At 67.2% G+C, this 13,665-nt stretch carries 9 protein-coding genes; 2 read left to right on the forward strand and 7 right to left on the reverse strand.

Translation table 11 applies throughout. From position 1 onward, the window contains the following. Window positions 1-9 precede the first annotated feature (9 nt). Entirely contained in the window at window positions 10-549 is a 540-nt protein-coding gene (locus DACI_RS04245; protein WP_012202764.1) for a membrane protein, read from the reverse strand. Beyond that, window positions 546-1,058, reverse strand: a complete 513-nt coding sequence (def, locus tag DACI_RS04250; RefSeq protein WP_012202765.1) for a peptide deformylase — start codon at window positions 1,056-1,058, stop codon at window positions 546-548. The genes DACI_RS04245 and def overlap by 4 nt, the downstream gene beginning before the upstream one ends. Window positions 1,059-1,257: 199 nt before the next feature. Here def and DACI_RS04255 point away from each other — a divergent pair, with 199 nt between their 5' ends. After that, window positions 1,258-2,463: a LysM peptidoglycan-binding domain-containing protein gene (locus tag DACI_RS04255; protein WP_012202766.1), complete on the forward strand. Its 1,206-nt coding sequence runs from the start codon at window positions 1,258-1,260 to the stop codon at window positions 2,461-2,463. A gap of 25 nt (window positions 2,464-2,488) precedes the next feature. Beyond that, window positions 2,489-3,706 carry a DNA-processing protein DprA gene (gene dprA / locus DACI_RS04260; protein ID WP_012202767.1) on the forward strand — a complete coding sequence of 406 codons (1,218 nt, stop codon included), beginning with the start codon at window positions 2,489-2,491 and terminating at the stop codon, window positions 3,704-3,706. A gap of 143 nt (window positions 3,707-3,849) precedes the next feature. Here dprA and DACI_RS04265 read toward each other — a convergent pair whose 3' ends face one another. The 5 genes from DACI_RS04265 to DACI_RS04285 all read right to left on the reverse strand — a co-directional run bounded on the left by DACI_RS04265 (window position 3,850) and on the right by DACI_RS04285 (window position 13,521). Then, the gene (locus tag DACI_RS04265; RefSeq protein WP_012202768.1) at window positions 3,850-6,255 is read right to left on the reverse strand and encodes a DUF1631 family protein; all 2,406 of its coding nucleotides are present in this window, start codon (window positions 6,253-6,255) and stop codon (window positions 3,850-3,852) included. Between the two features lie 39 nt (window positions 6,256-6,294). Next, entirely contained in the window at window positions 6,295-7,245 is a 951-nt protein-coding gene (gene secF / locus DACI_RS04270) for a protein translocase subunit SecF (protein WP_012202769.1), read from the reverse strand. Window positions 7,246-7,258: 13 nt separating this feature from the next. After that, on the reverse strand, window positions 7,259-9,181 hold the full coding sequence (gene secD / locus DACI_RS04275; protein ID WP_012202770.1) for a protein translocase subunit SecD: 1,923 nt from the start codon (window positions 9,179-9,181) through the stop codon (window positions 7,259-7,261). 91 nt (window positions 9,182-9,272) lie between these two features. Then, complete coding sequence (gene yajC / locus DACI_RS04280) at window positions 9,273-9,608, reverse strand: preprotein translocase subunit YajC (protein WP_012202771.1); 336 nt, start codon at window positions 9,606-9,608, stop codon at window positions 9,273-9,275. Between the two features lie 331 nt (window positions 9,609-9,939). After that, the gene (locus DACI_RS04285; RefSeq protein ID WP_012202772.1) at window positions 9,940-13,521 is read right to left on the reverse strand and encodes an indolepyruvate ferredoxin oxidoreductase family protein; all 3,582 of its coding nucleotides are present in this window, start codon (window positions 13,519-13,521) and stop codon (window positions 9,940-9,942) included. Window positions 13,522-13,665: the final 144 nt, after the last annotated feature.

Raw genomic sequence — 13,665 nt, forward strand, 5'->3', positions numbered from 1 at the left:
TGTGCAGGCTCAGCGACGGTCGTCGTCGTTGAACACTTCGTCGGTGAACATCACGCGGCGCACCACGCCGGCGGGGTCGATATGCACATGGGCCTGGCGGCGAATGCCATTTTCCAGAATACGGTAGGTCCAGATGTCGCCGTTGAAACTGTAGACCCTCTCGATCAGCGCAGGCGGGCCGAAGAGCTGGCGCACGCTTTCCCGGGTGTCCTCGCCATTGCGCAGGGCGTGGAAGCGTTCGATGGTGAGCGCCTGCTCCACGCGCACCAGGCGCTGGCTGGCGTCGAAATCCATGTGGTAGACCTGCTGGCCCGCAGGCTGCCGGCTGTAGACCAGGCGCGTGCCGCCACCGTCCAGCGGCAGGCTCAGGGTCGGGCGGCCCATGGAGCGCTCGATCTCGGAGCGCGGCGTGCCGGGCTTTTGCCACTCGGGCACGGCGCAGCCGGCAAGCAGCAAGGAAAAGGCCAGGGCAAGCAGCGCCCAGGCAACGAGGCCCGCGCCGTCCATCTTCCAGCGCGGCATGAAGCGAAGCGCTGGCAGGTGGGTCATGCGCGTTCTGCCTGTTTCTGCTGCTTGAGCAGCTTGGTCTTGATGCGGTTGCGCTTGAGCGGAGACAGGTATTCGACGAAGACCTTGCCCATCAGGTGGTCCATCTCGTGCTGGATGCAGATGGCCTTGAAGCCTTCGGCCTCGATGATGCGTTCGTTGCCGTTCTCGTCCAGCGCCTTGACCTTGATGGCGGTGGAGCGCTCGACCCCGTCGTAGATGCCGGGCACCGACAGGCAGCCTTCTTCGCCCAGCTGCGTTTCCTCGCTGGCCCAGAGCAGTTCCGGGTTGATCAGCGCAAAGGGCTCGTCACGGCCTTCGGAGACATCGACCACGACCACGCGCTCGTGCACGTTCACCTGGGTGGCTGCCAGGCCCACGCCCTGGGCGTCATACATGGTGGCGTACATATCCTGGACCAGCTGGCGAATGCGGTCATCGACCTTGGCAACCGGCTTGGCGACGGTGTGCAGGCGGGGGTCGGGATAGCAAAGAATGGGCAGAATGGACATGGCGTGGTCGGTGAATGTCGTTATTTTCGCCACTTTTCTGCCTGGGCGCAGCGGGACGACGCAATAAGCGTTGCCCTCTCATGGCCTTGCACGCAGAATCTTTGCTGATTTGTAAGACCTGTATGGCCGTTCATGACAAGATCGGCCGTGCCGCAGTGCCTAGGAGGGACGCTGCGTCAGCCACAAGAAGAGGAATTCCATGACTGCATTCGCCACAGCTCGTACCTGGACTGTCGCAACGGCCCTGATCGCTGCGTTCGCAGCGGCCCACGCGCAGCAGCTTCCGGTGACGGCATCGCAGCGCTCGGCCGCCCAGCAGGTGGCCCAGCAGGGCGTTCCCGTGGGCGAGCTGGCGCCCGATGCGCCCGACAGCTACACCGTCAAGCGCGGCGACACGCTGTGGGGCATCTCCGGCATGTACCTGCGCCGTCCCTGGCGCTGGCCCGAGCTGTGGGGCATGAACATGCAGGCCATCGCCAATCCCCACCTCATCTATCCGGGCCAGGTGCTGTACCTGGACAAGCGTGATGGCTATGCCCGCCTGAGCACGGCGCGGCCCATGGGCGACGGCGGCGAGCCCGGTGTGGTGCGCGTGTCTCCGAGCACGCGCAGCGAGTCGCTGGCGCAGGCGGCCCTGCCCACGCTGCAGCCCCATCTGATCGAGCCCTTCCTGGCCGAGCCGCTGGTCGTCGATGCCGAAACGCTGCTGCGCGCGCCACGCCTGATCGCCACCACGGACGAGCGCGTGCTCATGGCCAGCGGTGACCGTGCCTATGCGCGTGGCACGGCCGAGGCGCCGCTGCGCAAAGGCGACGGCCTGCCGCGCCAGTACCGTGTCTTCCGCGATGCGGTGGCGCTCAAGGATCCCATCTCCGGTGAGGTGCTGGGCTACGAGGCCAAGTACCTGGGCCTGGCCGATCTCATCGAGGGCGAGACCTCGCTGGAGATCGTGGACAGCAAGGGCGAAAAGCACGAGCAGGCCTCTCCCGCCACGGTGGACCTGTCGCGCGCCAAGACAGAGATGCGTGCCGGTGACCGCCTGCTGCCCGCACCGGAACGAACCTACATGAACTATGCGCCGCATGCGCCGCAGGCTGCCGTGAAGGCCCATGTGGTGTCCCTGTACGGCGACCAGGCCGTGCGCTGGGCGGCCAACAACCAGGTCATTGCCATCAACAAGGGCACGCAGGACGGCATGGACGTGGGCACGGTGCTGGAGCTGATCCGCCGTGGCGTGCGCATCGTGGACAAGACGGGCGACAAGAAGGAAGAAGTGCAGCTGCCCGACGAACGCAATGGTTACGCCATGGTGTTCCGCACCTTCGATCGCGTCTCCTACGCGCTGATCCTGGAGGCACGGCGCGGCGTCGAGGTGGGCGACAGCCTGACCTCGCCGGCTCCCTGAGCCCCAGCGGCCTGCCGGCAACGCCATGGCGGCCGCCTTGCAGTCCACCGACCGGCTCGCTCCCGAGGAGCTGTCCGCCTGGCTTCGGCTGCTGCTGACGCCCGGCGTGGGCCGCACCACGGCGCGGCGCCTGCTGGCGGCCTGCGGTGGCGCGCAGAACATCTGGAGCGGCCCTCCAGCCGCCTGGCACGGCCTGGTGACGGCGGCGCAGGCCCATTCGCTGCAGACCGTGCCCCAGCGCCTGGAGCAGCTTGTGGCGGCCACGGTGCAATGGCTGGACCAGCCCGCTTCCGGGCAGTTGCATGCCGTGCTTGCGCTGGGCCATCCCCAGTATCCGCAGGCGCTGCTGCAGACCGAAGATCCGCCGCTGCTGCTGCATGTGCAGGGCAGCGAGCGCTGCATGACAGGGCCGGGCCCCTGGTTCCCCTATCCACAGTCCCTGGCCATGGTCGGCAGCCGCGGGCCGACGGTCCAGGGCGCGGCCAATGCGCGTGCCATGGCGCAGGCGCTGGCCGAGGCCGGCCTGTGCATCGTCTCCGGACTGGCGCAGGGCGTGGATGGCGCTGCCCATGAGGGCGCACTGCGAGCGGTGCTGCGCACGGGCGCCCAGGCGGCGCCCGTCACCATTGCCGTCGTGGGCACGGGCCTGGACCAGGTCTATCCACGGCGCCACATCGGCCTGGCCCGCGAAGTAGCCAGCCACGGGCTGATCGTCAGCGAATATCCGCTGGGCACCGGCCCCATGGCCGCGCACTTTCCGCAGCGCAACCGCATCATTGCGGGCCTGTCGCAGGGCACGCTGGTGGTCGAGGCGGCCCTGCAATCGGGCTCGCTGATCACGGCCAGGCTGGCCAGCGAACAGGGCCGCGAGGTCTTTGCCATCCCCGGCTCCATCCACGCGCCCCAGTCGCGCGGCTGCCATGCGCTGCTGCGCCAGGGCGCCAAACTCGTGGAAACGGCGCAGGACGTGCTCGATGAACTGCAGGGAACGGCCGTGCGCCTGCCGATTGCCAAGCCCGTACCGGCAGCAGCGGCGGCAGCGGCAGCTGTCCAGTCCGCCCAGGACCATGAGAACGACGCCACCCTGCGCGCCCTGGCCCACGATCCGTTGTCGCTGGACGAGCTCATGGACCGCACAGGCATGGATGCCGCAGCCCTGCAGGCCCACCTGCTGGAGCTTGAACTGGAAGGCCGCGTGGAGCGCCTGCCCGGCGGCCTGTTCCAGCGCCTGGCCCAGGCCTGATCTCAAAAACTGGCGCGTCCCCAAGCGGGAGATGCCGAGCAAGAGCCGCCTCGCGGTGGGGGCGCCTAGCCGAGGGCATCGTCCCCCTCCCCCGCGAAGCGGGTAGAGAGGCGCCGTGCCCCGGGGGGAAGGCGCGCAGCGCCTCAGGAGGAGCTTAGCCTTTCAGGGTTCGCCTGAATCTTCTCCAGCGCATCGCGCGTCGCGCGCACCGTGAGCGCCTCTTCGTCATGCACGGACAGCAGGCCGGACTGCAGGTAGGAAGCCATGCGCCGCAGCTGAAGCAGGTGGCAGGTGCCATCGAGCGCGGCGAACAGGTGCAGCTGCTTGCGGCGGCTGCGCCAGGTGTATTGCACCTGGATGCGCGCGCCGTTGTGGTCCAGCGTGAACCAGCGGCCCGGCTCCAGCGAGGTGGCCCACTCCAGCATCACCGGGTCCACGGGGGTGTTGGTGCTCGGGATGACGTTGAGACCGGCCGTGTCCACGCCCAGGATCATCTCGATGTTCTCGGGCGACAGCGGCATGTCCTCGTCGAGCATGCCGTCTTCGCTGATGTACTGCTCCAGATGGGACAGCCGCTGGGCCATGGCTTCGATGCGGGCCGGTGCGATGGTCGCCGTCTTGGAGACGAAGGCTTCGGCCAGCGTGTCGGTGACCAGCTTGATGCGTGCGGACTGCCCCTCGCCCGTGACGCCGATCAGGGCCAGCCCTTCGCGCAGCGTCTGCAGCAGCGTCGGCAGCGTCTGGATCACGCGCGAGCGTTCCTGGCGCGTGGGCTTGGCGCTGGCGGCCCAGACCAGTTCGCTGGCGGCCTGCTTGAAGCGCATGGTGCGCGCGTCCTTGGCGCCGTGGCGCACGGCGGCCAGGGCCAGCACCTCGGTCCAGGTCTTGAACAGGAACTCGCGGATCTCTTCGCGCACCGGCATGTCGGTGAGCAGGTGGCGCAGCTCGATCGTGTACTGGATGGCCAGGGTTTCCTTTTGCTCCACCTGCTGGGCCACGCTGACGATCTTGGCCTTGTCCTGCGACTGGGTCAGGTAGCGCGCCAGGAAGTCCTCGAACTCGCGCAGCACCAGCACGAAGACCTTCTGGCCGGTCTCCGGGTACTGCTCGATGACCTGGACGATGCGCCGGATCTCCGACTCCAGCGCGCTGCCGCTGATGCTGGAGGCGTCGAACCCCATCACGCACGAACCCAGGCGGTCGATCAGCAGCCGGGCCGGGTGGCGCAGGTTGCTGAAGAATTCCGGCTCGGCCAAGGCCACGCGCAGCACGGGCACCTGCAGCCGGGCAAACCAGACGCGCACCGAGGGCGGGATGCGGTCCTCGGTCAGGATGGCCTGGAACATCAGGGCCACGATCTCGATGGTGGCCTTTTCGCCCGAGGTGGTGGCCTTGCGCTTGAGCTCGGCCGAGCGCTCGCGCACCTGGCCCACCAATTGGCCGATGGCGGCCGGGCTGGCATCGATTTGCAGCGTGGTCAGTCCCCGGGCCAGCATCTGCTGGTACTGCGTCTGGGCCACGACGCGCTGCTCCAGCAGGGCCTGGGTCAGCGCGGCCGATGCGGGGGCCTGCTGCAGGCCACCGCCCACGCCGCCCACGCCGCCCACGCCGGGCACCAGGCCCGGCACGCCCACGCCCGGCTGCATGAGCAGGCGGCGCAGTTGGCCCACGACTTCATGGGCGCGGTGGCGTGCGCGCGAAAGTGTTGTCAGGCCCACGGGCATCTGGCCCTGGGGCAGTGCTCCGTTGGGCGGATAGGAGGCGGCAGCGCCCGGCGCGCCGCCCATCTGCGTGGGCGCATAGGCTGAGGAAGGCTGCGAGGTCGAGGCAGGCGCCGTGGCCGGGCCCAGGCCCATGGCGCGCGTGGAGTGGCCGCCCTCGGTGCGCCGCACCCGCATGGCCACGTCCTGCGAACGGGTGACGCCCTGGCCATCCAGCAGCTGGTGGGCCGCCTGGTATCCGGCCACCAGCAGCGGTGCCAGGGCTGTCTGCAGCAGATCCATCACGCGCTGCAGATCGCCGCGCTGCAGGCCGCTGGCGAGCCATTGCTCGACCAGATGGCGGCACACGGACTCGCTGCGCAGAATGTCGTCGGATGGCAGTTCCTGGTTTTCGATGGCCTGCATGCGCAGGCGCAGCGTATCGAAGACGGGTGCCGTGGCCTCCCCCATGGCCAGCGCCATGCGGGAGGCCAGGATCTTGTTCTCCACCACATCGTCGCTGAGCAGTTCGAACTGCAGCGCCCCGCGCTGCGGCACCGGAGCAGCAGCCGCCGCCTTGGCTGGCTGCAGTGCGCCCTGCAGCGCCTGCATGCAGGCATTCAGCCAGGCCGCCTGGTGCTGGCGGTAGCTGGACCAGGCCTCGCGACGCTCCTGCATTTCACGTGCGGTGCCCACGGCCTGGGCCTGTTGTTCCATCTGGGCCAGCAACTGCTGGGCCACGCCGGGCAGGCCCTTGCACAGTCCACGCACCCAATGCAAACGCGCCTGCTGGCCCAGTGAAGACTGGGTGCCAGCAGGCGCGTTGGAAGGGGTGGGCAGGGAGGGCATGCCCGCGAGTGTAAGCCGGTACAGGTCTAGAACATCTGCTTACACGGTGGCGCCAGCGTTGGGATCGTTGGGGTCCGTGGAAGCCTTGGGCGCCTTGATCAGATCCTCGCGCTTGACGCCCAGCCACATGGCGATGGCGGCGGCCACGAAGACCGAGGAATAGATGCCGAAAAGGATGCCGATGGTCAGCGCCAGCGCGAAGTAGTGCAGGCTGGGACCGCCGAAGAAGAACATGGACAGCACCATGGCCTCGGTGGAGGCGTGGGTGATGATGGTGCGGCTCATCGTGCTGGTGATGGCGTGGTCGATCACCTCGGTGGTGCTGAGCTTGCGGAACTTGCGGAAGGCTTCGCGGATACGGTCGAAGATCACGACCGACTCGTTGACCGAGTAGCCCAGCACGGCCAGCACGCCGGCCAGCACGGACAGCGAGAACTCCCACTGGAAGAACGCGAAGAAGCCCAGGATGATGACCACGTCGTGCAGGTTGGCGATCACGGCGGCCACGCCGAACTTCCATTCGAAGCGCATGGCCAGGTAGATCACGATGCCCAGCACCACGAAGCCCAGGGCCATCAGGCCGTTGTGCATGAGTTCGTCACCCACCTGCGGGCCCACGAACTCGGTGCGGCGCAGCGTGACTTCGGCGTCTTCCTTCTTGAGCGCCGTGAGCACCTGCTCGCTTTGCTGCGCGGAGGACACGTCCTTTTGCACGGGCAGGCGGATCATCACGTCGCGCGATGTGCCGAAGTTCTGCACCGTGACGTCGCTGTAGCCCAGCTTGGAGACGGTATCGCGCACCTTGGCGATGTCGGCGGTCTGGGTATAGGCCACCTCCATCACGGTGCCGCCCGTGAACTCCACGGACAGGTGCAGGCCGCGCGTGAGCAGGAAGAACACGGCCAGCGCGAAGGTGATGAAGGAGATCGCGTTGAGGACCAACGCGTACTTCATGAAGGGGATGTCTTTGCGGATGCGGAAGAACTCCATGGTCTTCCCCCTTTCAGTTGTTGGCGCCGGAATCGGCGACGCTGGAACCCTTGGCCGTCACCGAGCGCAACTGGCTGGTGTCTTCCGGCTTCCAGACCTGGCCGATGGAGATGCTCTTGAGCTTCTTGCGGCGGCCGTACCAGAGGTTGACCAGGCCGCGCGAGAAGAACACGGCCGAGAACATGCTGGTCAGGATGCCGATGCAGTGCACCACGGCGAAGCCGCGCACCGGGCCGGAGCCGAAGGCCAGCAGCGCCAGGCCCGCGATCAGCGTGGTCACGTTCGAGTCCAGGATGGTGTGCCATGCGTTCTCGTAGCCCGCATGGATGGCGGCCTGCGGCGAGACGCCGCCGCGCAGTTCCTCGCGGATGCGCTCGTTGATCAGCACGTTGGAGTCGATGGCCACGCCCAGCGCCAGCGCCATGGCGGCGATGCCGGGCAGGGTCAGCGTGGCCTGCAGCATGGACAGGATGGCCAGCAGCAGCAGCACGTTGACCGACAGGGCCACCGTGGAGATCACGCCGAACAGCATGTAGTACACGCACATGAAGGCCGCGATGGCCACCAGGCCCCAGACCACGGAGTGGATGCCGCGGTTGATGTTGTCGGCGCCCAGGCTGGGGCCGATGGTGTATTCCTCGATGATCTCCATGGGCGCGGCCAGCGAGCCGGCACGCAGCAGCAGGGCCGTGTCGTTGGCTTCTGCCGTGGTCATGCGGCCCGAGATCTGCACGCGTCCGCCACCGATCTCGGTACGGATCACGGGAGCCGTCACGACCTCGCCCTTGCCCTTTTCGAACAGGATGATGGCCATGCGCTTGCCCACGTTCTCACGCGTGATGTCCTTGAAGATGCGCGCGCCCTTGGCATCGAGCACCAGGTTGACCGTGGGTTCCTGGGTCTGGCTGTCGAAGCCGGGCTGTGCGTCGGTAAGGTTCTCGCCGGTCAGCACGACCTGCTTTTGCACGATCACGGCCTGGGCGTTGCGGTCCAGGTAGCGCTCGGAGCCGAATGGCACGGGGCCCGAGCCCAGCTCGGCGCCGCGCGCCTCGGAGGATTCGTCGACCAGGCGCACTTCCAGCGTGGCCGTGCGGCCCAGGATGTCCTTGGCCTTGGCCGTGTCCTGCACGCCGGGCAGCTGGACGATGATGCGGTCCAGACCCTGCTGCTGGATCACGGGCTCGGCCACGCCCAGCTCGTTGATACGGTTGTGCAGGGTGACGATGTTCTGCTTGAGCGCCTGCTCCTGCACCTTGCGCAGGGCTTCGGGCTTGATGGAGGCCAGCAGCTTGAAGCCGGCGCCATCAGGCTCGGAGGTGGCCGCCAGATCGGGGAACTGGTCGGTGACCAGATTGCGGGCGGCCGTGAGCATGGCCTCGTCGCGCACGCGGATCTCGACGGTGTTGCCGTTGCGCGAGACGCCGCCGTGGCGGATGTTCTTGTCGCGCAGCGAGGTGCGCAGGTCGCCGGCAAAGGAGTCGGCCTTCTTGGTCAGGGCCGCAGCCATGTCCACCTGCAGCATGAAGTGCACGCCACCGCGAAGGTCCAGGCCCAGGTACATGGGCTTGGCGCCGACGGCCGTGAGCCATTGCGGCGAGCGCGACACCAGGTTCAGCGCCACGATGTAGGCCGGGTCGTTGGCATCGGGGATCAGGGCCTTCTGGATCACGTCCTTGGCCTTGAGCTGCTCGTCGGGCGTGTTGAAGCGCGCCCGCACCGAGGTGCCCTCGATGGTCAGCACATCGGGCTTGACATCGGCAGCCTTCAAGGCCTCCTCGACCCTGTGCAGCACCGCGTTGTCCACCTTGACGGTGGCCTTGGCCGAGGAGACCTGCACCGCAGGCGCCTCACCGAAAAAATTGGGCAGGGTGTAGAGCACCCCCACCAGCAGCGCGATCACGATGATCGCGTACTTCCAGACCGGATATCGGTTCATGATCGCGCTCTTCGCTCTTTGTAGACAGCAACGCACAAAAGGGTGTGCTGCCGCCTGCGCGGTCCGCACACCCGCAAGACAGGGACAGCGCTTACTTCAGCGTGTCCTTGGGCAGCACCTGTACGACGGCGCTGCGCTGGATCTGGACTTCCACACCCGAGGCGATCTCGATGTGCAGGAATTGCTCGGACATGCGCGTCACGCGGCCGATGATGCCGCCGGACGTTGCCACTTCGTCGCCCTTGGCCAGCGCCTCGATCATGGAGCGGTGCTCCTTCTGGCGCTTCATCTGGGGGCGGATCATCACGAAGTACAGCACCACGAACATCAGTGCCAGCGGTGCCATGCCGTACAGCTGCGACATGAAGTCGCCACCGGAGGCTGCTGCTGCGGGTGCGGTCTGGGCAAAAGCGGAAGAAATAAACACGGGCAAGACTCCAGGATTGGAAGGTCGAAAAAGGGTCGCTGCGCACGCCGTATGCACGGGCCCGCGCAGGAGAACGGAGCATTGTATGCGTCAGCCCTGACCCACATGGGCTGCCAGGATCTGGCGGCTGCGGGTTTTTCGGCGACGATGGCTGCAACTGGCTGCCATCTGCCGTTTTTAAAGGGGTGGAGCGCGGTTTTTCGTGATTTTTGCGCCCGGCTTGACGGTCCATGGAACGGACCCTGACGGAGCCGCGCCGCCCACACCTTGCGGTGCGGACGGCGGCAGCGATCTTACAGGAGGCCCCTGGAGCGGGGCGGTCCGTGTGGTTTCAGGCGACGCCGACGGCGGGCTTGCCCGTGCTGCCCGCACCCCGTGACGGTGCGCTCCAGCGTGCCATCAGCGCCTTCCACTTGATGCGGGCCGCTGCCAGGTTGCGCTCCTTGACATGGCCGTAGCCGCGGATGTCCTCGGGAATGCTGGCGATCTCCACGGCCAGCGCCAGGCGCTCGGGCGTGAGCTCGGCCAGCAGGCCTTCGATGCACTGGCGGTATTCCTGGATCAGGGCGCGCTCGGTGCGGCGTTCCTCCGTGCGGCCGAAGGGGTCCAGCGCCGTGCCGCGCAGGCCCTTCATCTTCGCCAGCACTTCCATGGCCTTGCGCATCCAGGGACCGTATGACTTCTTGACCAGATGGCCGTGCTCGTCCTTGCCGGCCGACGACGGCGGCGCCAGGTGGTGGACCACGCGGTAGTCGCCCTCGAACATGCCGGCGATGCGCTGGCTGAAGGCCGCATCGGTGTGCAGGCGCGCGACCTCGTACTCATCCTTGTAGGCCATGAGTTTGAACAGATATCGGGCCACGGCCTCCGACAGGCGCGTGCCCGAGCCCGCCACGCCGCGCTCGGCGGCATGGACCTTGTCCACGAAGGCCTGGTACTCGGCCGCATAGGCGGCGTTCTGGTAGCCCGTGAGGAAGTCCACGCGCTTGGCCACCATCTCGGTCAGCGAGGGCTTCTTGACGAACTGGATTACCTGGGCCGTCTGGAACAGGGCGCGCACGGCAGCCAGGTCATGGGCGCAGCGGCGGCCCCACTCGAAGGCGGCCTTGTTGTTGTCGGCCTGCACGCCGTTGAGTTCGATGGCGCGCATCAGCGCGGCATGCGACAGCGGCACGCGGCCCTTTTGCCAGGCGTAGCCCAGGATCAGCGGGTTGGTGTAGATGCTGTCGCCCAGCAGTTGCACGGCCACCTGCTCGGCGTCGAAGCTGCCCAGCAGCTCGGGGCCCACGGCCTGGGCCAGTGCGCTGGCGCAGCGGTCGTCCGGCGCCTGCCAGTCAGGGTTGGTGACGAAGGCTGCCGTGGGCGAGCCGTGGCTGTTGAGCGCCACGAAGGTGCGGCCCGGCTGCATCACGGACATGGTGGTCGGCGTGGCCGTGACGATGGGGTCGCAGCCGATCACCAGGTCGGCCTTGGCCATGTCCACCTTGGTGGTGTAGATGGCCTCGGGACGGTTGGCGATCTGGATGTGGCTCCAGGTGGAGCCGCCCTTTTGCGCCAGGCCGGCCGCATCCTGGGTGATCACGCCCTTGCCCTCCAGGTGGGCCGCCATGCCCAGCAGCGAGCCGATGGTGATCACGCCCGTGCCGCCGACGCCGGCCACGACGATGCCCCAGGCCTGCTCGGCCACGGGGAGCACGGGCTCCGGGATGGCGGGCAGCATGGACAGGTCGCCCTTCTTCTCCTTCTTGGGCTTCTTGAGCTGGCCGCCTTCGATGGTGACGAAGCTGGGGCAAAAGCCCTTCACGCAGGAGTAGTCCTTGTTGCAGGTGTTCTGGTTGATGCGGCGCTTGCGGCCGAACTCGGTCTCCACCGGCTCGACCGACAGGCAGTTGGACTGCACCGAGCAGTCGCCGCAGCCTTCGCAGACCAATTCGTTGATGACCACGGTCTTGTCGGGCGTGGCCAGCGTGCCGCGTTTGCGGCGGCGGCGCTTTTCGGTGGCGCAGGTCTGGTCGTAGATGATGGCCGTGCAGCCCTTGAGGGTGCGGAACTCGCGCTGGATGCGGTCCAGCTCGTCGCGGTGGTGCACGGTCACGCCCTCGGCCAGCGCCACGCCGTCGTACTTGGCAGGCTCGTCGGTGACGATGACCAGTTTGGCCACGCCCTCGGACTTGAGGCTGTTCATGATCTGCAGCACCGAGTGGCCCTCGGGCCGCTCGCCCACGCGCTGGCCGCCCGTCATGGCCACGGCGTCGTTGTACAGCAGCTTGTAGGTGATGTTCACGCCGGCCGCGATGCTCTGGCGTATCGCCAGCAGGCCGCTGTGGAAGTAGGTGCCGTCGCCCAGGTTGGCGAAGACATGCGCGTCCTTGGTGAAGGGCGCCTGGCCCACCCAGGTCACGCCCTCGCCCCCCATCTGCGTGAAGGTGCTGGTGGAGCGGTCCATCCACACCGTCATGTAGTGGCAGCCGATGCCGGCCACGGCGCGGCTGCCCTCGGGCACGCGGGTGCTGGTGTTGTGCGGGCAGCCGCTGCAAAACCATGGCACGCGGTCGCCCGTGGGCTGGCTCTGGGCGGCCTTGAGCGCGGCCTCGCGGGCGTCCAGCACGGCAATGCGCTCGTGCATGCGCTGGGCGATGTGTTCGGGCACGCCGATCTTGGTCAGACGCTGGACGATGGCGCGCGCGATGAGGGCCGGCGTCAGGTCCGCATTGGGGCGCAGCAGCCAGTCCTGGCTGGGATTGGGCACCGACCATTCGCCGCCGTGCTCATCGCTGAACTTGCCGACCACGTTGGGCCGCACGTCGGAGCGCCAGTTGTACAGCTCTTCCTTGATCTGGTATTCGATGACCTGGCGCTTTTCCTCCACCACCAGGATTTCCTGCAGGCCGCGCGCGAAGTCGCGCGTGATGGTGGCCTCCAGCGGCCAGACCACGTTGACCTTGTGCACGCGTATGCCCAGCTGGCGGCAGGTGTCGTCGTCCAGGCCCAGGTCGGCCAGGGCCTGGCGCATGTCGTTGTAGGCCTTTCCGCTGGCGATCAGGCCGAAGCGGTCGTTGGGGCCGTCGATCACGTTGTGGTTGAGCCGGTTGGCGCGCACATAGGCCAGGGCCGCATACCACTTGTAGTTCATCAGCCGCTGCTCCTGCTCCAGCGGCGCATCGGGCCAGCGGATGTGCAGGCCGCCGGGCGGCATCTGGAAATCCTCGGGCAGGATGATGTTCACGCGGTCCGGCTCCACCGACACGCTGGCCGAGGACTCCACCACCTCCTGGATGGTCTTCATGCCCGACCACAGGCCGGAGAAGCGGCTCATGGCAAAGGCGTGCAGCCCCATGTCCAGGATGTCCTGCACATTGCTGGGAAAGAACACCGGCGTGCCGCAGGCCTTGAAGATGTGGTCGCTCTGGTGGGCGGCCGTGCTGCTCTTGCTGATGTGGTCGTCGCCGGCCAGCGCGATCACGCCGCCGTGCCTGGCCGTGCCCGCCATGTTGGCGTGCTTGAACACGTCGGAGCAGCGGTCCACGCCCGGGCCCTTGCCGTACCACAGGCCGAAGACGCCGTCGAACTTCTTGGTCTCGGGATAGAGATCCAGTTGCTGCGTGCCCCAGACGGCCGTGGCGCCCAGCTCTTCATTGACGCCGGGCTGGAAGACGATGTTGTTGGATTCGAGGTGTTTTTTTGCGGCCCATAGCGCCTGGTCATAGCCGCCCAGCGGGGAGCCCCGGTAGCCGCTGATGAAGCCTGCGGTGTTCAGGCCCGCTGCAGCGTCGCGCTGGCGCTGCAGCATGGGCAGGCGCACAAGGGCCTGTACTCCGCTCATGAACGCACGGCCGTGCTGCAGAGCGTATTTGTCGTCGAGAGTGACCGTCTCCAGGGCGCGGCGCACGTCTTCGGGCAGTGGGGCATTCATGGCTTGTCTCCATCGATGGTCGGCGCCCTGTCATGTCCTGCCCGGAACGGGAAAGAGGCATGCACGGCACTCGTTGTCTGAACCAAATCGCCTTTTTTCAGTGTATTCGTGCTCGTCTGATAGGTCTTTGCTTTCTTTGCGCTG

It is taken from the genome of Delftia acidovorans SPH-1 (genome assembly GCF_000018665.1).
GTDB lineage: Bacteria > Pseudomonadota > Gammaproteobacteria > Burkholderiales > Burkholderiaceae_C > Comamonas > Comamonas acidovorans.